This is a genomic window from Chitinimonas naiadis, assembly GCF_054780835.1.
Map to the genome: position 1 here is coordinate 513579 of NZ_BAAGVO010000002.1, position 21886 is coordinate 535464.

Consider the following 21886-nt stretch of genomic DNA (forward strand, 5'->3'; position numbering starts at 1 on the left):
CCGGTCTATCACCGGGAGCGGATTACAGGGCGCCACATTGGCGCCCGCCGCGATGCAGGGAAGTAGAGCCGGAGTTCATCAGTGTCCAGGGAACAAGCAGAAGAGGAGGCGCACCCTCCCGCTGACCAAGCACCAGCTACCGGCTCGCAAGGGTTGGAGGCGACCCATCGTGCCTTGCGCATCCTGATGGGGGTCTCGATCGCCTTGCCATCGGCCTTCTTTCTCTACCTACTGGCAGCCAGCTACTGGCAAGCCCGGCAAGATGCCTTTGCCCGGGTGATCAGCCTCACCGATATTGTCGAGGAGCACGCACGCAAGACGGCCGAGACCAACCAGCAGTTGCTGGCACGTGTCCTGGATACGGCGGGCGTCCGCTCCAATGCCGAACTGGTTGCCAATGAAGCCTTCCTCAACCGGCGTCTGGCTGCCTTTGCCGGGGACATGCCCCAATTGGCGGGCATCTCCATCGTGGCGGAGGAGGGCACGGTAATCGCCAGTAGCCGGACCTATCCGTTTCCCGAGTCCATCAATATTGCAGACCGGGAAGACTTTCAGGCCATCCGTCAGGGTGCTGAAAAATATGTGTCCGGTGTGTTGATCGGCAGGATCAATCGTCAACCCATCTTCAACATCAGCGTACCGCGGCGCTACGCCGATGGCCGCTTTGCCGGCCTGGTATCGGTTTCTCTCAAGCCGGAGTATTTCGCCAACTACTACACCAAACTGGCTTCAAGCTACCCGGGGCTGGTCGTTACGCTCAGCCAGCGTCGTGGCGCAATACTCGCGCGCTATCCGGCTGTGCCAGCCGACCCTCAGCAGATGGATAGGCTGGAACTGGGTAAAGGCCTGGCTGGCAGTGAGAGCCAGGCGGCCCTGCACAAGGCCACCGTCAATGGCGTGGAGCAATACTTCGCCTTTCGACAGGTCGGGGACTACCCGATGTATGTCAGTGTCCGTTACGCCACCCATATCTGGGTTGGGCAATGGCTGAGCTACATGTTCATGGTGGCTGCCTTTACCTTCATTCCCACCCTGGGCTTGCTCTTGGCCTTGCGCGCCGTGCAGCGGCGCCTGCGCGCGGAGGCCGCAGTCCTGCAGCAATGGCAACAGGAGATGGAGACCCGGGCGCTACGGGAAAATGCCCTACGGCAGGTACATCGGCTGGAAGCACTGGGGCGCCTGACCGGCGGGGTGGCACATGATTTCAACAACCTGTTGATGGTGGTCTCCACCAGCGCCCTGGTGCTGCGCAAGCGGGTCACCGATCCCCCCTTGCTGCCCAGTCTGGAGACGCTGGAACGGGTCGTCGAATCGGGACGGCGGTTGACGCGCCAGTTGCTGGCTTTTGCGCGCAAGCAGCCGCTGCGACCGGAGTCCATCGATCTGGCCGAGCATATGGAGGATTTTGCGGAGCTGTTGCAGGCTTCGGTCGGCGGAAGAATCGCGCTCGATATCGATATCGCGACCAATCTGCCGCCGGTGTGGATAGATGGTGCCGAGCTCGAACTGGCCCTGTTGAACCTGGCGCTGAATGCACGGGAGGCGATGCCGGACGGGGGAGAGCTCAGAATCAGCGCCACGCGCGTCGACCTGCCGACCGGATTGCATGTCTGTATCCATGTGCGCGATACCGGTCATGGCATTGCTGCGGAAGATCTCGATCGGGTGTTCGAGCCCTTCTTTTCTACTCGGCCGGGCAATACCGGCATGGGTCTGTCCCAGGTCTACGGCTTTTGCGAGCAGGCGGGCGGCACGGTGCGCATCGAGAGCGCGCGGAACGTCGGCACCTGTGTGCAGCTTTGCCTGCCGGTGGCGGAGACGGCGCATGAAGCGGCCCATCCGGACCAGGCCCTGTTTTCCCTCCCCGGGGGCCAGGCGCTGCTGGTGGAGGACAATGAGGATGTCGCAAAATCCAGTGCGACCTTGCTCGAGTATCTGGGTTATGAGGTGACCGTGCTCACCTCCGCCGATGCGGCCATCGCCCTGCTGGCGAAGGACGAACGCCAATGGGATGTGCTGGTCAGCGATGTCATGATGCCCGGGGGGCTCAACGGCATCGACCTTGCACTGGAAGTCCGTATCTTGCGGCCGGCATTGCCTGTTCTGCTGGTCACCGGCTACGCCGCCAAGCTCGACGACGCTGTCGCTGCGGGCCTGCATGTGTTGGCCAAGCCCTATACGCTGGCCATGCTTGCGAAGGCGCTCGATACCCTGCTGTCGGCTGAAGGAAAGCGGACAGAGGCAGTGGGGCCACAGCTATGGCAGCTGCCATAGCCGGGCAGCGCTCAACTATTCCCAATAGGGGCGCAGGCCATAGTAAAGATGGACCTGCTGCCCCCAGTACACATTGGCCATGCTGGGCCAGTTGTTCTTATTGAAGGTCGGTGAATGCTGCAGCTTTTCCTTGCTGGCATTCAGGATGAAACGCTTCTCGTCGATGTCCATTTCAAGGGCAAGCCAGGGAACGGCAAACAAATGGTCCCCCATGCCGAGAAAGCCGCCGACCTTCAGTACCGCGTAGGCGATACGGCCGCGCTGCACGTCGAGCATGATGCCCTTGATCTCACCGAGCTTTTCATCGCTGAGATTCACCACCTCGTTGCCTGTCAGATGGTCGGCGAGGGACAGGAAGGGGCCTGGGCCCTGGGCCTGGTTGGTCGCTTCCTGGTTGCGAATGATGCGTACATCGCCAGGGTGTAGCCTGCTGGCTTCAGCCTCGCTGAAGTCGGTGTGATCGAAGTCGAACTTGGGCGTGGGATATACCATGGTGCATCTCCTTGACCGTGACTATGGGGTAGGGGCTCAATAAGGCCTGCCACAAGGTAGACCGCAGGAAAATGGGAGCCCGACCCCCTGGACTCTGCAAACTTCGTGCCTTGTCGCCCGGCTTGTGGTCGAGATGGCTGTTGACCTTGCATGGCGGCGCCGCCATGCAGGAATTACCCGCCGGCGTGTAAGCGTCTGCCTTGAACGATGCATGTTGACAAGAAAGGAGGGACCGGATGCTGCAGGAGACAAGCTTCGCAATGGTAACGAGGTCCGATACCGAGGGTCGTGTTCTGCAATGGGGCGCCGTCGCCGCCGGTGTGGCTGCCGGGCTCGCCATTCAGTTGTTGGGGGTACTGTTCGGATTGGTCGTGGGGCTGTCGGTCGGGCAGGTCGGCCTGGATGAAGGGGGCGTTGTGGTGCTGCCCATGTCGGTCTCGCTCTGGCAGGCGTTTTGCAGCTGCGTGGCGGTCTTTATCGGCAGTTACCTGACGGTGAGTGTCAGTGGCACCCTGCGCAGGCTCCAGGGGGCCCTGCATGGCTTGCTGGTGTGGGCGACGATCACGGTACTGCTGGCGGCCTTTTCGTGCACGCCATCGAGCCTGTTCCTGGGTGGCGTGTTTCACAATGCCAGCGGCTTTGTCAGCCGCGCCAACGTGCTGGAGGCACCACCCAAGAGCGAAGCTGCCGGTCTGCAACTCGACGTCATGCTCAAGAACGCGGCCCGTGAGCTGGTACTCAGCAGCGCGACCGTACAGGCGACGAAAGAATGGCAGATTCAGATCGAATCCGGCGATCGCGAACAGGCGATCAACTACCTTGTCCGGGTATTGGGCTTCCCCCACAGTCGCGCCACGGTGCTGGTCGATCAGGCGCTGATCGTCTCCGGTAATCCCGAGCGGGCCTCCCAGCAGGCACGGCAGGTCGCCAAGCGTAATCTCTTGATGCTGGACCAGGCGAGCCGCGCGATGCTGGCGGCCGTCAGTGGTTCACTGTTGCTGGCATTGCTGGCGGGCGTGCTCGGCGCCAACGTGCCGCGGCCGTCCTCAAACCTCGTTGGGGAAGGCTGATATCGCCCGCTCAGTCGATCAACTGGTTCTTGAGCGCGTAGGCGGTGACATCCGCATTGCTGCTGAAGCCCATCTTCTCGAACAGGCGTGTACGGTAGGTGCTGACGGTTTTGACGCTCAGGCACAGGGTATCGGCGATCGCGCTGATCGACTCACCGGTCGCGAGCTTGCACATGATCTGGAATTCGCGTTGTGATAGCAGGTCGTGCGGGTTCTCCGGCATGGGCATGCCGAACTGTTCCAGCAGTTTCTGGGCAATGGCGGCGCTGACGTAACGCTTGCCGGCGGCCAGGGAACGTACTGCGGTGACCAGGTCCTCAGGTACGCATTCCTTGTTCAGATAGCCACTGGCACCGGCCTTGATCAGGTTCAGTGCGTACTGGGATTCCGGATAGCCGCTGAGCATCAGTACCGGCAGCTCCGGTCGGAGCGCCTTGATCTGCTTCAGTGCGTCGATGCCGGTCTTCTTGGGCATCGAGATGTCCATCAGCACCACGTCCAGCTGATTGTCACGCACCAGTTGCACGGCTTCTTCGCCGTTCGAGGCGACACCCGCCACTTCGATTTCGGGATCGTCCGCGAGGAACTGCTTGAGCCCTGCACAGACGATGGCATGGTCGTCGGCTATAAGTACCCTGATCATGGATGGATTTACCTGGCTACGCTGGAAATGTAAAAGCTGCTGCGACGGTTGAATAGTCTGCCATGCCCTTCGGCTTGGCAAGCAGGCCCGACATTTGCATTGGATCGGGTATCCCGCCTACTGAGACGAGCCATGCGCCGACTTGGTTTCATTCCCCTTGCCCTGCACCGCACTGTGCGCCTGCTGGTGCGAGCCGCCACCGCGTGGCAAGCGCACCGCGCTTCCACCATGGGGGCCTCCATTGCCTTCTATACCCTGTTCTCCATGGGGCCGGTGCTGTTCATCGCCATCACCATTGCCGGCTATGCCTTCGGCCACGAAGTAGCGCAGTCAGGCTTGCTATCGCAGGTACAGACGCTGTTGGGCCATAATGCGGCCCAGGCCGTGGGCGCCATCATCTCCAGTACCCAGTTGCCAGGCGATACCCTCTGGCGCACAGCACTCGCGGTCCTCACCAGCCTGTTTGCCGCAACGACGGTGTTCAGTGAACTCAAGAACAGCCTGGATGTGATCTGGGAGCTACCGCCCAATAGACGGAAGGACTGGCCATTTCTGATACGTAGCCGCTTGTTGTCCTTCGGCGTGGTGCTGGGGGTGGGCTTCATCCTGCTGGCCTCCCTGTTGCTGTCGGCCGTCGTCGCTGCCGTCGAAGCCCGCTACGGGAGCTTGCTCGGTTCATCGACCTGGTTGCTCAAGCTGGTCAGTAATCTGTGCACCACAGTGGTCGTTACTGCCTTGTTCGCGGCCATCTTCAAGTTGCTGCCGGAGGAAAAGGTCGCGTGGCGGGATGTATGGCGAGGAGCCTTGCTGACCGCTTGCCTCTATATGCTGGGCAAGAGCCTGATCGCCGTCTATCTCGGCACCACGGCGCTGGCCTCGGCCTATGGCGCCGCTGGCGCCCTGGTGCTGATCCTGCTCTGGATCTACTACTCCGCCCAGGTTTTTCTGTACGGGGCCGAACTGTCACGGCAGATGGCCCTGATGCGGGCCGAAGGGCAGGCCTCGTATCAATGAGGCGTATCGGTGTGGCCGGATGCGCCGGGCGGATCTTCTGGCTGGGCGGGTCCGAAGTGTTGGGCGGCGTAGCCGCGCAGGAAGCGTAGCAGTACCGGCAGCAAGGGGCGCAGGCCGGCCAGCTTCTGTCGGCTACGTTTGCTGCCAATCAGCAAGCCACCCAGCAGGCTTAAACCGATCAGGACCGGGGGACGTAGCAGCAAGCTCGACAGCGCTTGCTGCCCGGTTTGCAAAGCGTCACCGACCATGGCCCGCCGGGTAGCAATCCGGGCTGCCAGTATATCGCATTCCCGTCTGAGTTCAGCGCGGCGCATGGCGGCTTCCCAGGAGTTCGCGGCTGCGGCTGAAGCGCATGTCGGCGAGACATTGGGTCGCCAGTCTATGGGCAAGTACCGCGAGTAGTGCATCGGCCACGCTGATCAGGAGTATCGCCAGATAGAGCGGTAGCCCTGCGGCATGCAGTGCGGCCACGGCGGCCACGTTCAGGCCAAGCCAGCTGGTGATCGCGGCGATCACGGTGGCGACCAGCCAGCGGCTGCCCACCACCACGCTTTGCACCGCCAGGCGACCCTCCTGCTTGAGCAAGGTGGCGGATTCCTCGCACAAAGGGCCGAGCTGCTGGTAGAGCACCTTGCCCTGGCTCAACAGGGTCTGCAGGACCGCATCGGTATCCTGGCTGGCACCCGCAAGCGGGATATCGTGGGGCTGCGACATGGCGGACTCCAGTGGCGGGGACGCTGGATAGATGCAAGCACCATGCCTGTGTCACCGGCCGTGGAACCAAATGTCAGGAGGACGCCGTATCCGGGCTACCCAGCGGCAGGCGAACCTGAATCGCTGTGCCCTCGCCCGGCGTACTGATGATGCGGAAGCTGCCGCGCAGGCTGACCGCGCGTTGCCGCATGCCGGACAGGCCGTGGGAGAGGGGGCTGGTGATGGCGGTATCGGTCAGCCCGATCCCATCGTCCTTGATGGTCAGTTGGCAGTGGTCGCCGACGACATGCAGGTTGACCCATACCTGGCTGGCCTTGGCGTATTTCACGATATTGTTCAGTGACTCCTGCGTCACCCGGAACAGCGTGATGGCAACCTGCTCAGGCAAGTCGGGCAAGGCATCGCTCAGTTCCAGGATAGGTACCAGGTTGGCGCGCTCGCAGACCTGCTGCACCTGCCATTCCAGTGCCGGCACCAGCCCCAGTGTATCGAGTGCGGACGGTCGCAGCTCCTCGATGATGCGGCGCTTGATGTCGACGCTGGCATCGAGATTCTGGATGGCGTTCTCAAGCTTCTCGGCCAGTTGCGGGTCCGTCTCGCGGATCTTGTACAGGACATAGGTGACATCCATCCGTGCCGAGATCACAAGGCTGCCGAGTTCATCATGGATATCGTGGGCAATCTTGGCCTTTTCGCGTTCCTGCTCGTTCTGCAGGTCGGAAGACAGCTCGGAAAGCACGGCAGTCCGCTCCTCAACCAGGCGCTCCAGTTCATGCTGCCGGGCTTCCGCCGTGCGCATTTCCTGGCTGTCGCTACGCAGTTCGCGCTGGGAGCGAGTGTACAGCAGGAGTAGCAGCAACAGATTGACGGTAGTCAGGATACCCACGCCCAGGCGGGTGACCATGACGTCGGATTTCCATTGCCGCATATCGTCCTGGTACAGCCGTGATGTCCTGCCGATGGCGAGGTCGATTTCCCGCTTGAGCTGCTCGGTTTGCTCCCGGCCCAGGCTGTTGCGGACACTATTGCGGTCCTGGGGCTTGGCCGCCTTGAAGCTGGCTTCAAGGCCCTGCATGCGTTTGTCCACACTGCTGCGCAGCAGGATGAGCTGCTGCAACTGTTCCGGTTCATGCTCCCAGATCTCATGTAACCGGGCGAACAGACCCTTGATGCGCTCTGGCGCAATCCGCCAGGCGGCGAGGTACTCCGTCTGCCCAGTGAGGTAGTAGCCGCGCTGTGCGGCTTCGGCGTCGGTAACGACAGCGCTGACTTCCCGCAGCAGCCCCTTAGCCTCGATGGACAGGCCGAATTGTTCCGCCGCGCTGGTCAGCCTGCGGTTGGCGAGTTCGGAGACCACCAGGAAGGTTGCTGAAAAGCAAACGCCCAGTGCAACAAATACGGCAGTGGTGAAGCTACGCCTGAGCCGGCTCATCGTTTTCCTTATGGGTGAGTGTGCCAGCAAACCGGGTAGGGCCGATCAGGCCGCCTTGGTTTGTCTGTTCGGCGGTATATGCAAACGACATGGTCCCTCAGAAAGACATCCGCTGTCACCGTGTGTTCCCGCCAGCTGCAGCCTTTACATGGCCGGGTGTAATTCCTCCATTTTTTGGCGGTGCATCCTGCCGATCAGTGTATCGACGGCCGCAATAGGGCGGGCACGCAATGTGCAGAGGGAACAGGTATGGGCATGGGTTGGCCGCGCTAGCTGGCAGGACTCGTGGCGCTGCCAGGGCCGGTCCATGTCCTCCCTTCTCTTTCCTCGCCTACCGGAGCATAGATCATGAACGATACCAACCTGAATTCCACCACCGACAAGAAGCCCGCCAATCCCCCGCTGGTGGCCGACACCGACAAGCGTGCCAATGGCACCCAGCGTTGGAAGGAAGCCGCTGCGCGTGGCAAGGCGAACACCGAGGCCAAGCCCACCGCCCAGGAAATGTTCAAGGAGGATCTGTCGAGCTTCATCACCGAAGTTGAAAGCTTGCTGGGGCAAGGGAGCAGTCTGTCCGCGGAGGCACTCGCCGCCTCCAAGGCGGAGCTCAGCGAACGGATGGCCAGCGTCAAGACCCAACTGGTCGATCTGGGTGAGCGGACTGAAGAGGGGGCCGAGCAGGCCGTTGGTTTCGCGCAGGATTACATCCGTAATCGGCCCTTGCAATCGGTCGGCATTGCGCTTGGCGTAGGAGCGGTCGTGGGGTATCTGCTGCATCGCCGTTAACGTTCGGCGGGGGCGACGATGGGCCCGTTGTCGCCTTCGCCCTGCCTCACCCATGATCCCCAGGAGACTACCCGACCATGCCGCGATCGATTTCTCATCGCCGACGTACCGTGCGTGCGCTGCAATGGCTGGCTGGTGGCTTCCTGCTGCTTCTCGTCTCGGCGGCACTGCTGCTAATTCTCTTCCCCTGGGACAAACTGCGCCCCTATATTGCCGAACGCGCCAGTCGTGCTACGGGGCGTTCCGTCGAAATACGCGGCCCGCTGGAGGTGGACCTGGGTTGGCAGACACATGTGACCATGCGCGATGTGCAGCTCGGTAACGCCAGCTGGAGCAGCGAACCCACCATGGCGCGACTGGGCAGGCTCGATCTGGCACTGGACCTACCATCCTTGTTCCGCGGCACCATTGCCTTCCCCTGGATTACCTTGACGGGGGCGGAAGTGCTGCTGGAGCGGGATGAGCAGCAGCGTAATAACTGGCAATTCGGGAACCGTTCCCCTTCCGGCAAGGGCTGGCCGCTGGAAATCGGCCAATTGCAGGTCATGGGGGGCCGGCTGAGGTTCCTCGATCCTGGTGAGCGGACCGATATTGCCTTGCATGTCGAGACGGTTAGTAGCATGGCCATGCCGGTCAGCGGTAGTGTGAGCGGTCGCTATCGGGGGTTGAGCACCGAGGTTCAATTGCAAGGCGGCTCCCTCCTGAGTCTCAGGAATCGCAAGGCAGCCTATCCGCTGGCTGCACAAGGCCAGATCGGCGCAACCCGCTTCCAGGGTAAGGGTACGGTCACCGATCCCTTGCTGCTCAAGGGATTGTCGGTCGACTTCAGCCTGCAAGGCCGCAGCATGGCGGAGCTGTATCGCATCCTCAATCTGCCTTTGCCGCCAACACCCCCGTATCAACTGAAGGGGCGTCTGCATCACGAGCAAGCCGTCTGGGCCCTGCAGGAATTCTCCGGCCGCGTAGGCCAAAGTGATCTGGCGGGGAATTTCAGCGTCGACAAGGCGCGCCAACCCCAGTTCATTACCGCGGACCTTGTCTCCCGGCGGCTCGACCTGAAGGATCTGTCCGGCTTCGTCGGTGGACGTAACCAGGAGGGGGAGAAGGCCGCGCAACCTCCAGGCAAGGTATTGCCCCATGGCCAATTTAATCTCGACAAGCTGCGCGCGGCCGACATGGACGTGCGCTTCAAGGGGCAGCGCATCATTACCGATGCCTGGCCTTTCGATACCCTGCAGGCCAACCTGTTGATCAAGGATAGCCAGTTGTCACTCGCGCCCATCGAGCTTGGGCTGGCTGGCGGCAGTGTGGTGGGTACCTTGAACATGGACGCACGGTCGGCGCAGATCGTGACCCGTGCAGACGTCACGCTCAAACGCGTCCAACTCCGGCAACTGTTTCCCAAGCTGTCAATACAGAAAGCGAACGTCGGCTTGATCGGCGGGCGTGCCAAACTCAGCATGCGGGGCAATTCGATCGCCAGCATGCTGGGTCAGGCCGATGGTGACGTCACGTTGCTGATGAACGGCGGCGCAGTCAGCAAGTTGCTGCTGCGGCTGGCCAACCTGGACGTGGCCAATACCCTGGTCGTGTTGCTGGCGGGCGATGAACAGGTGCCGGTGCGCTGCATGGTGGCGGATATGGACGTCAAGGCTGGCGACATGCAGGTACGCACGCTGTTGCTCGATACCGACAAGCAGCTGGTGGTGGGCGAAGGCCATGTGAACCTGCGTAGCGAGCAGCTGGATCTGCTGCTGAAGGCCAAGCCCAAGGACATCAGCTTGGCCGCCCTGCGCGGTCCGATCGCGGTCAAGGGTAGCTTCGCCAAGCCGAGCATACGACCGCAACTTGGCCAGGCGGCTGGCCGCCTGACCTTGTCCGCCCTGCTGGCGGGCGTGACCGGGCCACTGGCGCTGATTCCCCTGGTGCAACTGGGTAGCAGTGATGATCAGCATTGCGATGGTCTCGCCGCCCAGGCCAGGCAGCAAGTGCGCAGCAAGCCGGCCAGCATGCTGGCGGCTGATCGCTGACCGCTCGATACAATCTCCCCGCCTTTCTTTCCGCCGTGGCGGTCACGCCTGCTTGGCGTCCATTGAGCCGGGAAGGCACAAAAAATGCCACGCCATCGATGTCGTCTTCATCAACACAGGAGTATCAACATGAAAAACCAGCGTCTGGTAGCGGGTGTGGCCTTGCTGATCGGCGTGGCGGGCTGTGGGACGCTGACGCAGCGTACGACACCCATGGATACGTTGGCGAGCAGTCATTATGGGGTTGTCACGGGCGTGTCGGCCGTGGAGCCAGCAGGTAGCAAGGGGCTCGGGGCCGGTGCCGTGATCGGCGGCGTCGTAGGGGGCGTTGTAGGCAATCAGGTGGGCAAGGGTAGTGGCAACACGGCCGCGACCATTGCCGGCGCACTGGGGGGCGCCTACGTCGGCGATAAGGTACAACGCAATGAGGAGCGACGCGTTGTGTACGCGGTGGAAGTCCGCCTCAATAGCGGGGAATACAGCACCTTGACGATGGCGGATGGCTCTTTTCGGGAGGGAGATCGGGTCGAGTTGCGCAATGGTGCCCTGATGCACCGGTAATCTGTCGCGGCGATCGATCATCAGCAAGACGCCCAGTCTGCAAGGCAGGCTGGGCGTCTTTCCATTGACCACGGCTAAATCCGGGTCAATGGGTACTACGGCTATGCACGGGGGCGTCCTGCTGTGTCGGCGGCGGTGCGACGCCGGCCAGATTGCCACCTTCACCTTCCCAGGTATGCACCTGCTCCTGGGGCAGCTTTCTGGCCTTGGGCAAACCACCGCGGCTGTTTTGACGACGCTCGGCATTCCATACGCTGGCGATGAAGAGGGCAAGCCCGGTGCTCAATCCTACGGCAATGGCGCTACGTTTCATGATGTTGTCCTCCATGGGGATGGTTGGTCATTGCTGGCCTGGAAGTTATTGAGCAGGCTGGCCATATCGTCGGCGTGCTCTTCCTCGACCGACAGGATTTCCTCCAGCAGGCGACGGGTCGTGGAGTCGCCGCTGCCGATCACGTTGATCATTTCCCGATAGCTGTCGATGGCGATGCGCTCCGCCACCAGATTCTCGCGGACCATGTCCTTGAGCGAGCTGGTCTCGATGTATTCGGCATGGCTGCGGGTCGAAAGGCGATCAGGGCACAGGTCGGGCACGCCACCGAGCTGGACGATGCGGGCAGCCAGCGAATCGGCATGCTGCATTTCCTGCATGGCATGCTCCTCGAACTCGGCGGCGACGCTTTCGGAATTGAGGCCCGATGCCATGAAGTAATGCTGCTTGTAGCGCAACACGCAGACCAGCTCGGTGGCCAGTGCTTCGTTGAGCATGGTGACCACGGCTTCCCGGTCTGCACCGTAGCCTTCGGTCACGGCACCGCGTTCAAGATGTTCGCGTGCCCGTCGCCGTAGCGTCGGGATATCGGTCAAGGTATGGCACGCCTGGTTTCCCGCGACGGTGTTGACCGGTGTCGGCGGGTTATTGCTCATGGTCATGATCAAACTCCTTCACGGGTATCGTCACCGCCGTCGACGGGGTGCCGGCGCAATGGCACTAGGCCCGTCAGCGCGAACGCGTACCCAGCAGATAGCCGACGGCGGCGCCGACGGCAGCGACGGCTGCCAGGCTGGCGGCAGGGTGGCGTGTCACATAGTCGTAGTTGCTGTCTTCCATGGCGTGGCAATAGTCACGCGCCTGGCGCCCGCCTTCGCCCAGCTTCTCCTTGGTCGAGCGTGCGGCGTCGGCCAGTGCGACACGGGCTTTCTGACCCGCCTGACCCAGATTTGCAGCCAGCTTGCTGCTTGCGTTGCCTTCATTCATGACGTGCTCCTTTCGGTATGTGGCGTCCTGCTATCCGGGACTACCTGCGTATCAGGCCGAGCACAAAGGTGACGACGAATACGATCAGGAAAATGAAAAACAGTATCTTGGCGATCTCGGCGGCGCCGGCTGCGATGCCGGTAAAGCCCAGCAAGGCGGCGATCAGGGCAATGACAAAGAAAACGGCTGCGTAGTGCAACATGATGTAGCTCCTTAGCAATAGCCCGGATGGATGGCCGTGGGCTGGGCGGAATAGGGATCACGTCTGGCGCCAGGCACGATGTTGGTGGCCTGGTACGGCATACAAGGCCGTCGACAGGTGAGCCGCGCTGGCTGGAGGGGGGCTGCTCCCCGCTGGACCTGCGCTTGATTGCCATGTGGCAATCTTGGGTTCCGGTGGCGCTAGGGGTTCTGGCTCTAGGCGACCACACGCGCCCAGCAGCAATAGCCAGGTGCAGCAACTGACGAGGCCGGGCCGTGCACTACGGCCCCATGAAAGGCGAAGCTGTCGACCGTTATGCTCCATGACGGTACTCCTTGGGCAAGGTGGGGCACCATGCCCTACGCCCTGGGCAGGTACCCGCGCGCTGGATCAATCATGACTTCAGTTGCAGGTCATTCTTGATCGACTTCACACCGGTCACGCCGCGGGCGATCTTTCCGGCCTGCTCGATGTCGGCCTGGTTCTTCACGAAACCGCTGAGCTGGACGACACCCTTGTAAGTCTCGACCTTGACCTCGGTGAGCTTGGTGTCCTTCAGGATTGCGGCCTTCACCTTGGTGGTGATGACGGTATCGTCAACATACTGTCCCGTCGTTTCCTTGCCCGAAGTTTCCGCATAAAGCGGGGCGCTGGCGATAAAGAAGCCGCAGAGCAGCAGAGGCAGCAATTTCTTGGTGGTATCCATGATGTGCTCCTTACAGTAGGGTGGATTGTTTGCAGATCCGGTGGAGAGGGCCCACCGGATATCAGCACTTAGTGCCTGGATTCCCATTCCTTCAATTGCTTCTCGGCTTCGTCCTTGGTGACGCCGTAGCTTTCCTGGATGCGGCCAGCCAGCTGGTCACGACGGCCTGCAATCTGATCGATCTGGTCGTCGGTCAACTTGCCCCAACGTTCCTTGACCTTGCCGGTAAATTGCTTCCAGTTTCCTTCGACAATATCCCAGTTCATGGTGGGCTCCTTGGTTTGCGGGTTGAGAGAACTGCGCCACCGGAGTGGCGCGGTACTTTCATACTGGCAAGGTGCGTGCCAGCCTATTTGTTTTTTAAAAACAACTACTTAGTATTTTTCTCTGTTGCTTGGCCGGTCGGCCCGGGTAAGACTTTCCGGCGTCGGGTGTAAAAGCTACCGCGGGTATCAAAGCCAATAGGCCAGGAGTCGGGCGGTCCATTCCTTCATACGCTGGCCGACCGATCGATCCGACCAGTCCTTGCTGCCGATCTCGACTGATTCGGCCTGGTCGCGCTGGAACATCTGCAGCATCTGCGCCGCAAAATCAGTGCTCAGGATTTCGGCGTTCAGTTCGTTGTTGTGCACGAAGCTGCGCCAATCCAGATTGGTCGAGCCCAGGCTGGACCAGACACCGTCCACGATCGCGGTCTTGGCGTGCAGCAGGGCGCCTTTTCGCTCGTACAGCTTCACGCCGGCATCAAGCAGTTGCTGATAGTGGGAGCGACCCGCCTGCAGCGTCGCCCAGGAATCGGTACTGCCTGGCAGTATCAGCCGCACATCGACGCCCCGACGGGCCGCGTCACACAGCAGTTGCAGCAGTTGGGGATCCGGAACGAAGTAGGCATTGGTCAGCAGGACCTGCTTTTCTGCGTGGCTGATAGCCGACGCCAGGCTCAGGTAAATCTGGCTGTAGGGCTCGTCATATCGCCCACCGATGGCACGTACCAGCTCACCACCCTGGCGTGCCAATGCCGGGAAGTACTGCCGTTCGGGCAAGGGATGCTCCGCCTGCTGGCTCCAGGTCTCCAGGAAGGTACGCTGAAAGTCGGCGACGGCAGGGCCTTCCACCAGCATATGGGTATCCCGCCACGGGGTAGGGCGATCATTGCCCTGGCGTTGCTTGAAAGGTTGCGAGCCACGCGAGTACACGCGGCTGATATTGACGCCACCGAGAAAGGCCTGCTTGCCATCCACCACCAGCAGCTTGCGATGATCCCGGTTGTTGAGCAGCCACTTGCCCCGGCTCTTCAAGGGGTTGACCGGATTGAACTCCAGGACCTGGATGCCGGCTTCCTTGAGGTGATCGAAAAAGGGGCGGCCGGTATTGAGGGAGCCGACGCTGTCGTAGATCAGGTTGACCTGTACCCCTTGTGCCTGCTTCTGCCGCAGCAGGTCGGAAAACTGCTTGCCGACCTCGTCTTCCTCGAAGATATAGGTTTCCAGGTTGATATGGTCGCGCGCTGCCCTGATGGCCGTGAACATGGCCTGGTAGGTCGCGGGCCCGTCCTGTAGCAAGGTGACCTTGTTACCGGTGGTGATGGGTTTGTCGAGCAATGCTTCTTCGAATGCCAGATGGCGATCGAGGATATTGTCTCGGCCCTCGCGCCGCAGACGATCCAGGATGGCGGCGCTTTGCGCCGGTGTGAGCAGGCCGCGCGCCGTTTTCAGCTGCGTCGATGCCGACCCGTTCTGTTGCATCGTTTCCTGAAGGTCAGGCGGTGAGGCGCACGATAGCAGGCAGGGTAGCAGGAAGCCTCCGGCGAGCAGGGCATAGCGCAAGGGCTGCGGGCGTCTCATGGCATCTGGCCTGGTAGGGAGTGGCCCGGATCCGATTAGTGACCCGCTACTCCGGTTTATCCAACCAGGTTGCTTGGGCTCAGGTCGCTGGCGGACTTAAGGCGATGTCGCGCCGTGAGCTGTGCTTGTGCCGCGCCTGGTATCCGGTGGGTGATGGCGGCTTGCCGGGAAGACAAGCCCGGCAGCGGCCGGGCAGTGTGCAAGCCACGCTGTCCGGCCAGTCCCGTCGGTAACGGCAAGGTAGGCCAAACGCTACTTGGCCTTGACGGATGCATTGTTCATGACCGTCTTCACCCCTTCCACGCCCTGTACCACCTTGGTGATCTCGTCACTGAGCGCCTGTGAGCTGACCTCCCCGCTAACGGTAACCACACCGTCGACACTGTCGACATTGAGTGGCAGCGTCTTGAGGCCAGCATTGGCGGCCAGCGCGGTCTTCACCTTCGCGGTCAGCGCCGAGTTGCCTATCTTCTCCCCGACGGTGGCATTACCTGGCTCGTCATTACTGGCCCGGGGGGCGGGTGGTTCGTTCGCTGGCGTTGCCGGCGCGACATCGCTCATGGGTGGCGGGCTGCTCTCGCTGGCCGGCGGCGGGATTTCGTCCTGTTCCTTCTTGCTGCAAGCGTTCAACCCGATGCTGGCGATCAGCATGGCGGCGAGGCCGGTGAGAATAAACGAGCGTTTCATCTTGTCCTCCTGGAGTGAGTTCCGAGCGACAACCTCGGTACATCCTCCATGTCAGCAACCACCGTGCCGAGTCAGCTGCATCTGGGCTGACGGTGCGGTGTGGCTGCGCGCCTGGACAAGGAAGCGCGTGTATCCAGTTGGCCTGCTCGGACTTTGCGGATGTAATTCCTGCGTACGATCGGTAATTCTTGCCCGCTACCAGCCCGGATGGCGTTTTGAGTGATAGAGCGGGGGGCGGCTGCACTGGCAGGAATACGATTTGCTCGCGTGTGTACGCCCGATCTGGCGATTGAAAGGAGAGCCGATGAATCAGGATGCGTATGGCCGACGACAAGTGGGCGAACGCCGGCGTGTTACGCCGGCTGTTTCCGGCAGCATGCCTGCCAGCGTGCCCGTATCCCCTCCTGGTGTCTTGGTGCCGCTACCCACTGTCCTTACGGCAAGCCCAGCTGTTCAGGGTTCGGGCCAGGACGCAGGCGTGACGGGACGTTCGTCCTGGAGCACCAGCCCATCGCTGTCCCCAAGGACGGGCGATACCCTGCCGTCTCAGGTCGGCAACGCCGAAGTAGAAAACAGCCCGGCACCGGACCCGGATGCCTATTTCCACAGCCTCTATGCCGATCGCGAGCTCTATCAGGCACTGATGTCGCTGGAGCACCCGCAGGAGCCTGCCCTGTGGCCCGCTAAAACGGAGCTGCCATCCGGCTGGAATGAGGTTGCAGACAAGCAGATCCAGGCGGAGGAGAGTCCCGAGGCCAAGGCCTGGCGCAAGTCCCAGATCGAGCGGCTGCAGGATGACTATCGGCACTTCCGGGCGGAGCGCTATGAGGAGTCCTTCGAGGACTTCAACCTGTGGCGCCGCAAGCGGAACGCTGCCCTCAATATCGCCGCGAAGACCACACTGCGTCTGCCATCGACGCAGGGGCGAGAGCCGGAGGATTGACAGGCCTATCCGGCTCGCGGCATCGGTGTCAGGAGAATTGCCGCCGCATCTCGACGGCCGGAATGTGCATCATCTGCCGATACTTGGTGACCGTACGGCGCGCCACCTTGAGCCCCAGCTGGGTCAAACGCCGGGTGATCTCGGCATCCGACAGTGGCTGGGTGGGCGACTCGGCATGGATCATCTCCTTGATGGCCGCGCGGATGGCCGTTGTCGAGCAACTGTCGCCAGCGTTGGTCGATAGCGAGCGAGAGAAAAAGTACTTCAACTCGAACACCCCGGCGGGGCTCGCCATGTACTTGTTGCAAGTGGCCCGGGATATCGTGGATTCATGCAGTTCCAGCGTCTCCGCGATCTCCTTGAGCCCCATGGGCTGCATGGCCAGCGTGCCGTGCTCGAAGAAGGCCTGCTGTGCCTCGACAATCGCTTCAGCCACCCGCAGGATGGTATGGAAACGCTGCTCGATATTGCGCACGGTCCAGCGCGCCTCCTGCAGATGCGAGGCAAGCTCACCATGGTGGGCCTCGCGGTGGCGGTGGAACAGGTCGGCATAGACCTGGTTGATGCGGACCTTGGGCACCGCAGCCTGATTCAGGCTGGCCACCCAGCGTTCACCCTGTTTGCGAACGATGATGTCCGGGGTCAGGTAGGCCGTGGCCTGCTTGCCAAACCGCCAGCCGGGCCGGGGGTCCAGCTTGCCGATATGGGCACAGGCCCGCTCGATCTCGGCGGTGCCGGTGTGCAACGCATGGGCCAGGCCGGGAATATCGTGGCGTACCAGGCGCTGAAATTGCTCCGTGATGATCCGCAAGGCAAGATCGCTTCCCTCTTCCTCTGTCTGCTCCCGCAATTGCAGCAGCAGGCACTCCTGTACATCCCGGCAGGCAACCCCGGCAGGCTCCAGTGATTGCACCAGGTTCAAGGCAAATTGCAGTTCCGGCACCCCCACCGTTTCATCCTGCACCTGGCCGATCAGCTCATCCAGGCCGGTACGCAGATAACCATCCTCATCCAGCGCTTCGACCAGTACGCCAGTCAGCATCCTGTCTGTTGGCGAGAGGTTCAGCAGATTGAGCTGCCCATGCAGATGGTCATGCAGGGTGATATCGACAGGCGTGAGATCCATCAGGTCCAGCGCGCTGCCGCCTGATGCCGGTGCAACCGTGCCGGACTGGCCCCAGGGCTCCTGGTCCGGGAAGGGATCAAGAAGGCCGTCATCCTGGTCCTGGTTGTCCCGCTCCATTGGGGTACTCTCTTCCGCCTCGTTGCCGGACTCATCGTTATCCGGCATGGCTTCGTCGTCGGCGGGATAGTCCTCCAGCTCAAGGAAGGGATTGGTGCTCAGGGCTTGCTGGAGCTCCTGGCCAAAGTCCATGGAAGAAAGTTGCAGCAGCCGTACCGCCTGCTGCAGGCGTGGCGTTAGCGTCTGGTTCTGTCGCTGTTCAAGATGAAAGCCGGGTGCGTTCATGGGTCCTCCTGGACGTATATGCATTGCCCAACCCGAGAAGGGTCCTGCTTGCGTGGGAATTGATGTCCTTGCAAGTGCCTAGCGTGGTTGGCTGGCGTGGCGGTTGGGATGGCTGCCTGCTTGTAGGGGGCGGGCTGGAGCGGCCGTACGCCAGCTGTCGCCGCAGATGTCGGCGAGACTCATTTGGGCTCGCCAGTTCAACAGTTGCTGTGCCAGTTCGCAGGAACCATAAAGGGCGGATGGCCCGGTCGGTCTTGCGGCCGTGATCCGGAAGGGAATGGCCCGCTGGCTGGTGCGGGCGAATGCCCGCAGTACCTCGTAAACGCTGTGCCCACGGCCGGTACCGATATTGACGGTGATGTTCTGCCGGGTGGCGAGCAGCGGGAGTGCCGCAAGGCATGCAGCGCTGAAATCATTGATATGAAGGTAGTCACGCAGCGCGGTACCGTCGTAGCTGGCGTGGTCGTCGCCTTCGATACTGAGTGGTGCCTTGTCGTCCTGCGCTGCACGGATCAATGCGGGGAAAAGCCCGTACTCCGGTCTCGCCCCCATGGGTAGGCGACCACTGACATGGCTTCCCACTATGTTGAAAGGGCGGAACTGAATCACATGCCAGTCGGGGTTGGCGCGACAGAGATCGTTGAGGATCTGCTCGCAGAACACTTTGCTGCGGGCAAAGCCATCCTGTGGCGCTGGCGGTGTCTGTTCATCGACGGGGACCTTGGCCGGCTGGCCATAGATACAGGCGGATGAGCATGACAGTAGGCGCTTGACCTCATAGCGCTCCATGACGCCGAGCAGGCTGAGTAGGCTGCTGATGTTGTCCTCGATCACCGGGACTGGCGCCCCATCCGGTCCGGCATGTGCCGCGGCAAGATGGACGACCGATTGCGGCTGGTAGCGCAGGAACAGGCTACGCAAGCAGGCTGTATCTTTCAGGTCTCCCTCGACGAATTGGAAGGCAGGTCCGGCGAGCTGTCGCAAGGCAGGTAGGACAGCCCGGTCGCTGGCTGAAAAATTGTCGAGACCGATAACTGTATGGCCGGCTTTTGACAGGGCGAGGGAAAGGTGAGTGCCAAGATAGCCGGTTGCACCGGTAATAAGTATGCGCATGGGGACGGTACCTGGTTGGTAATGGAAAGATGGTTCCATTACGCAAGGCCCATGCCTGTTTGGCCGAACCAGTCCAGGAATCGCCTTCGGGCCTATTTTGTGCCGAGCTTTGGAACCGGTAGTTTGGGGGGGCGCGACTTGAGTCCCCGGTCCTCTCCCAGCCCATAAGCACTGCGTCTGTCAGTATCGACAATGCCCCGGTCGATGTCCTCCTTGGCCTGCTTGATCACCCTGTGCGGGCCGCCGGACTGGCTGTCTGGCGATTGATCATGTTCATGTGGCAACTGAAGTGGGGCGCTTGTCGTATCAGGGGTTTCTGGCTGCGCCACCAGGATGCGCCGTTTCCGGCGACGGTTCAGTGAGAAGTGGGGGACGGGCATGACGTTCTCCTTGCCTGCATGGCGGTATACAAGGCAAGGGCAAATCGCGTACCCGTCTGTACAAATTACCGCCGGCCTTGCAAGGGTTGCACGATATGCCGGCCCCACCGGCACGCTACCGCCAGTTTCACTGATGCAAGCCAGGCTCCTCGCGGGATGTCACGACAGCAAGGTACTGCCGGACTTTCAGCGGGGAAGAGATGCTTGTCGAGCCCGATATGGCAGGACTGGCATGCCAATTGCCAAGTTGAACAGTACGTGCCCTAGGCGCGATCACTGTTTAACCAAGAAGAGGATTCGATCCATGAAAAAACTGCTAATCGCCCTGAGCCTCGCAATGGCAACCGGGTTAGGTATGAGTGCATGTGCTGTCAGTAGCGGTCAAAGCACGGTCGGTGAGTATGTGGATGACGCAACGATCACCACACGCGTCAAGGCCCGCTTTGCCGAAGACAAGGAAGTCGCGGCCACCCGTATCAAGGTGGAAACCCTGAAGGGTACCGTCGAGCTTTCCGGCTTCGCTGTCAGCGAGAACGAGCGCAGCAAGGCGGCCGAGATTGCGCGCGCAGTGCCTGATGTAAAGGGTGTGCATAACAACGTGATAGTCCGCCCGCCAAGCAAGGACTAAGTCTGTTCAGCACCAGGTTCTGAACCTGGTCCTGACCATGCCGGGGCAGGAATCGCGTTGCGATACCTGCCCCGGCCTTTTTTTGAGCCCCTCTTTTTGGGGTCTCGGCCTGTTTTTTTGTCGAAATGACGTGGCGTGTCAATTTTACATGATGATTAACATCAAAATATTTAGTAAATATTAATTTAGCTTTAACTAATAATTAAAAATTAAAGCAAGGTTTAGTTCTTATAAAATAGTTAAAGCAATGTTTAATTTATAACAGTAGCTCAAGATCTGCCAATCCTCGATTCGTCTGCTCTGGTTTGTCCCTCTTCTTTGCGCCAGAGTCTTTCCCGCGCCTGTTCGTCCTTCTGCTGGTGCGCAGATATCCCCGGCGCCTCCTGGGATCTGCTCGTGCGCGGTGGTAGCAGCAAGGCGGGCAGCTGCGCGTGCGGGGTGTGCGAGGTGGATGGCCTGGTCATCGTCGTGTCTCCGTTTGTCTGGCTCGTATTGTTGCGGCAAGCCGCATGCCCACAGCCAATAGCGGGCCAATGCATCGCTGGTGTTCGAACAACGGTGCGGGGTGGATTTTCAAGAAATGTCTTTTGCTGCAATGGCTTAGCTTGGGCGGGTACGCGGTTTGCAGATGGATGCTCAGGACCGTGCCATACGGTATCCCCTGATCTGCTTACCTAGAAAGGACCGACCATGAGTAACGACGACATCATCGATACCCTCAATGACCTGATAGAAACCAGTAACGACGGTGCCTATGGTTTTGACCAGTGCGCGCAATACGCCAGCGCCACCGAGCTGAAGAACCTGTTCCGCATGCGTGCCAATGAGTGCCAGCAGGCTGCCAGGGAACTGGCCGAACTGGTCACCGCCCACGGCGGAAAGCCGGATACCGGCGGTACCGTATCTGGTGCCCTGCATCGTGGTTGGGTCAGCGTGCGGAGTGCTGTGACCGGCAACGAGGATTTGACCATCCTGGAAGAATGCGAGCGCGGTGAAGACACCGCCAAGGCGCAGTACCGCAAGGCCCTGGGCCAGCAACTGCCGGAATCCGTGCGCGCGGTGGTCAATCGCCAGAACCTGGGTGTGCTGCACAACCACGACGAAATCAAGGCGCTGCGTAACCGCTATCGCGCCCAGGTCAACGCTTGACCCACACCGGGTGCAAGTGCCCCAGGTGCGGCAAGGTGTCGCCCTGGCTACGACTTCAATCCAATGAAAAAGGAATTGCCACCATGACCCAAACCAAATGGATTCCCCTGCTGGCCGTGACACTTGGTCTTGGCCTGCTCGCCCCGGTGAGCGCCGATGAAATCGCCAAGGCGAACAAGAGTACGGCGGATGCCAATTACAGCCAGAACAAGGAAGCGGCCGAGGCCGAATATGATGCTGCCAAGAAGCAGTGCGATGCCTTGAGCGGCAACGACAAGGATGTCTGCGTCAAGAAGGCCAAGGCCGACTACAAGTCTTCCAAGGCCCAGGCCAAGGCGAACAACAAGACTGCCAAGGCACAGGCCGAGGCGAATGAGGATGTCCGTGCGGCCCATTACAAGGTGGCAAAGGAAAAATGCGATGCCTTATCGGGTGATGCCAAGGACGCCTGTGTATCCAAGGCCAAGATCCAGTACAACCAGTAGCCCATGA

26 protein-coding genes are annotated in these 21886 nt (G+C 61.0%); 10 read left to right on the plus strand and 16 right to left on the minus strand.

Going from position 1 to position 21886, the window contains the following annotated elements:
* Positions 1 to 81: 81 nt before the first annotated feature.
* Positions 82 to 2274 (plus strand): hybrid sensor histidine kinase/response regulator, encoded by a 2193-nt coding sequence (locus ACYVHK_RS04745; RefSeq protein WP_460528132.1) that lies wholly within the window; start codon positions 82 to 84, stop codon positions 2272 to 2274.
* A gap of 15 nt (positions 2275 to 2289) precedes the next feature.
* Here the strand turns inward: ACYVHK_RS04745 and ACYVHK_RS04750 are convergent, their stop codons facing one another.
* On the minus strand, positions 2290 to 2766 hold the full coding sequence (locus ACYVHK_RS04750; RefSeq protein WP_460528134.1) for a PRC-barrel domain-containing protein: 477 nt from the start codon (positions 2764 to 2766) through the stop codon (positions 2290 to 2292).
* A gap of 260 nt (positions 2767 to 3026) precedes the next feature.
* Between ACYVHK_RS04750 and ACYVHK_RS04755 the strand changes: the two genes are divergently transcribed.
* Positions 3027 to 3836 carry a hypothetical protein gene (locus tag ACYVHK_RS04755; protein ID WP_460528136.1) on the plus strand — a complete coding sequence of 270 codons (810 nt, stop codon included), beginning with the start codon at positions 3027 to 3029 and terminating at the stop codon, positions 3834 to 3836.
* 10 nt (positions 3837 to 3846) lie between these two features.
* On the opposite strand, the gene ACYVHK_RS04760 is transcribed toward ACYVHK_RS04755, so the two are convergent.
* Positions 3847 to 4479: a response regulator transcription factor gene (locus ACYVHK_RS04760; RefSeq protein WP_460528138.1), complete on the minus strand. Its 633-nt coding sequence runs from the start codon at positions 4477 to 4479 to the stop codon at positions 3847 to 3849.
* Between the two features lie 132 nt (positions 4480 to 4611).
* Here ACYVHK_RS04760 and ACYVHK_RS04765 point away from each other — a divergent pair, with 132 nt between their 5' ends.
* Positions 4612 to 5493 carry a YihY/virulence factor BrkB family protein gene (locus ACYVHK_RS04765; RefSeq protein WP_460528140.1) on the plus strand — a complete coding sequence of 294 codons (882 nt, stop codon included), beginning with the start codon at positions 4612 to 4614 and terminating at the stop codon, positions 5491 to 5493.
* Here ACYVHK_RS04765 and ACYVHK_RS04770 read toward each other — a convergent pair.
* The 3 genes from ACYVHK_RS04770 to ACYVHK_RS04780 all read right to left on the minus strand — a co-directional run bounded on the left by ACYVHK_RS04770 (position 5487) and on the right by ACYVHK_RS04780 (position 7639).
* Entirely contained in the window at positions 5487 to 5807 is a 321-nt protein-coding gene (locus ACYVHK_RS04770) for a hypothetical protein (RefSeq protein ID WP_460528142.1), read from the minus strand. The genes ACYVHK_RS04765 and ACYVHK_RS04770 overlap by 7 nt on opposite strands.
* The gene (locus ACYVHK_RS04775) at positions 5794 to 6207 is read right to left on the minus strand and encodes a hypothetical protein (RefSeq protein ID WP_460528144.1); all 414 of its coding nucleotides are present in this window, start codon (positions 6205 to 6207) and stop codon (positions 5794 to 5796) included. The genes ACYVHK_RS04770 and ACYVHK_RS04775 overlap by 14 nt, the downstream gene beginning before the upstream one ends.
* 73 nt (positions 6208 to 6280) lie before the next feature.
* A complete protein-coding gene (locus ACYVHK_RS04780; protein ID WP_460528146.1) occupies positions 6281 to 7639 on the minus strand; it encodes a sensor histidine kinase in 1359 nt (452 codons plus the stop codon).
* A gap of 348 nt (positions 7640 to 7987) precedes the next feature.
* Here ACYVHK_RS04780 and ACYVHK_RS04785 point away from each other — a divergent pair, with 348 nt between their 5' ends.
* The 3 genes from ACYVHK_RS04785 to ACYVHK_RS04795 all read left to right on the plus strand — a co-directional run bounded on the left by ACYVHK_RS04785 (position 7988) and on the right by ACYVHK_RS04795 (position 11016).
* On the plus strand, positions 7988 to 8425 hold the full coding sequence (locus tag ACYVHK_RS04785; protein ID WP_460528148.1) for an ElaB/YgaM/YqjD family protein: 438 nt from the start codon (positions 7988 to 7990) through the stop codon (positions 8423 to 8425).
* Positions 8426 to 8502: 77 nt separating this feature from the next.
* Positions 8503 to 10455 (plus strand): AsmA family protein, encoded by a 1953-nt coding sequence (locus ACYVHK_RS04790; protein WP_460528150.1) that lies wholly within the window; start codon positions 8503 to 8505, stop codon positions 10453 to 10455.
* Positions 10456 to 10584: 129 nt separating this feature from the next.
* The gene (locus tag ACYVHK_RS04795; RefSeq protein ID WP_460528152.1) at positions 10585 to 11016 is read left to right on the plus strand and encodes a glycine zipper 2TM domain-containing protein; all 432 of its coding nucleotides are present in this window, start codon (positions 10585 to 10587) and stop codon (positions 11014 to 11016) included.
* An 85-nt stretch (positions 11017 to 11101) separates the two neighbouring features.
* On the opposite strand, the gene ACYVHK_RS04800 is transcribed toward ACYVHK_RS04795, so the two are convergent.
* The 8 genes from ACYVHK_RS04800 to ACYVHK_RS04835 form a co-directional block, all read right to left on the minus strand.
* Positions 11102 to 11329 (minus strand): hypothetical protein, encoded by a 228-nt coding sequence (locus tag ACYVHK_RS04800; RefSeq protein ID WP_460528154.1) that lies wholly within the window; start codon positions 11327 to 11329, stop codon positions 11102 to 11104.
* Positions 11326 to 11949: a ferritin-like domain-containing protein gene (locus ACYVHK_RS04805; RefSeq protein WP_460528156.1), complete on the minus strand. Its 624-nt coding sequence runs from the start codon at positions 11947 to 11949 to the stop codon at positions 11326 to 11328. Before ACYVHK_RS04805 ends, ACYVHK_RS04800 begins: the two co-directional genes overlap by 4 nt.
* Before the next feature lie 67 nt (positions 11950 to 12016).
* Positions 12017 to 12274: a hypothetical protein gene (locus tag ACYVHK_RS04810; protein WP_460528158.1), complete on the minus strand. Its 258-nt coding sequence runs from the start codon at positions 12272 to 12274 to the stop codon at positions 12017 to 12019.
* A 40-nt stretch (positions 12275 to 12314) separates the two neighbouring features.
* Positions 12315 to 12476 carry a DUF1328 domain-containing protein gene (locus ACYVHK_RS04815; RefSeq protein ID WP_460528160.1) on the minus strand — a complete coding sequence of 54 codons (162 nt, stop codon included), beginning with the start codon at positions 12474 to 12476 and terminating at the stop codon, positions 12315 to 12317.
* Between the two features lie 394 nt (positions 12477 to 12870).
* Positions 12871 to 13182 (minus strand): BON domain-containing protein, encoded by a 312-nt coding sequence (locus tag ACYVHK_RS04820; RefSeq protein WP_460528162.1) that lies wholly within the window; start codon positions 13180 to 13182, stop codon positions 12871 to 12873.
* A gap of 68 nt (positions 13183 to 13250) precedes the next feature.
* The gene (locus ACYVHK_RS04825; protein WP_460528164.1) at positions 13251 to 13448 is read right to left on the minus strand and encodes a CsbD family protein; all 198 of its coding nucleotides are present in this window, start codon (positions 13446 to 13448) and stop codon (positions 13251 to 13253) included.
* Positions 13449 to 13634: 186 nt separating this feature from the next.
* Positions 13635 to 15026 (minus strand): phospholipase D-like domain-containing protein, encoded by a 1392-nt coding sequence (locus tag ACYVHK_RS04830; protein ID WP_460528166.1) that lies wholly within the window; start codon positions 15024 to 15026, stop codon positions 13635 to 13637.
* A gap of 252 nt (positions 15027 to 15278) precedes the next feature.
* The gene (locus tag ACYVHK_RS04835; protein ID WP_460528168.1) at positions 15279 to 15713 is read right to left on the minus strand and encodes a BON domain-containing protein; all 435 of its coding nucleotides are present in this window, start codon (positions 15711 to 15713) and stop codon (positions 15279 to 15281) included.
* A gap of 478 nt (positions 15714 to 16191) precedes the next feature.
* On the opposite strand from ACYVHK_RS04835, the gene ACYVHK_RS04840 reads away from it, so the two are divergent.
* A complete protein-coding gene (locus tag ACYVHK_RS04840; protein ID WP_460528170.1) occupies positions 16192 to 16656 on the plus strand; it encodes a hypothetical protein in 465 nt (154 codons plus the stop codon).
* Positions 16657 to 16684: 28 nt separating this feature from the next.
* On the opposite strand, the gene rpoN is transcribed toward ACYVHK_RS04840, so the two are convergent.
* The 3 genes from rpoN to ACYVHK_RS04855 form a co-directional block, all read right to left on the minus strand.
* Complete coding sequence (gene rpoN / locus ACYVHK_RS04845) at positions 16685 to 18124, minus strand: RNA polymerase factor sigma-54 (RefSeq protein WP_460528172.1); 1440 nt, start codon at positions 18122 to 18124, stop codon at positions 16685 to 16687.
* A gap of 78 nt (positions 18125 to 18202) precedes the next feature.
* Positions 18203 to 19237 (minus strand): NAD-dependent epimerase/dehydratase family protein, encoded by a 1035-nt coding sequence (locus tag ACYVHK_RS04850; protein ID WP_460528174.1) that lies wholly within the window; start codon positions 19235 to 19237, stop codon positions 18203 to 18205.
* Between the two features lie 92 nt (positions 19238 to 19329).
* Positions 19330 to 19617, minus strand: a complete 288-nt coding sequence (locus ACYVHK_RS04855) for a hypothetical protein (protein WP_460528176.1) — start codon at positions 19615 to 19617, stop codon at positions 19330 to 19332.
* A gap of 304 nt (positions 19618 to 19921) precedes the next feature.
* Here ACYVHK_RS04855 and ACYVHK_RS04860 point away from each other — a divergent pair, with 304 nt between their 5' ends.
* From ACYVHK_RS04860 to ACYVHK_RS04870, 3 genes are all read left to right on the plus strand, one after another.
* On the plus strand, positions 19922 to 20245 hold the full coding sequence (locus ACYVHK_RS04860) for a BON domain-containing protein (protein ID WP_460528178.1): 324 nt from the start codon (positions 19922 to 19924) through the stop codon (positions 20243 to 20245).
* Positions 20246 to 20935: 690 nt separating this feature from the next.
* Entirely contained in the window at positions 20936 to 21394 is a 459-nt protein-coding gene (locus tag ACYVHK_RS04865; protein ID WP_460528180.1) for a ferritin-like domain-containing protein, read from the plus strand.
* Between the two features lie 83 nt (positions 21395 to 21477).
* The gene (locus ACYVHK_RS04870; protein WP_460528182.1) at positions 21478 to 21879 is read left to right on the plus strand and encodes a hypothetical protein; all 402 of its coding nucleotides are present in this window, start codon (positions 21478 to 21480) and stop codon (positions 21877 to 21879) included.
* Positions 21880 to 21886 lie beyond the last annotated feature (7 nt).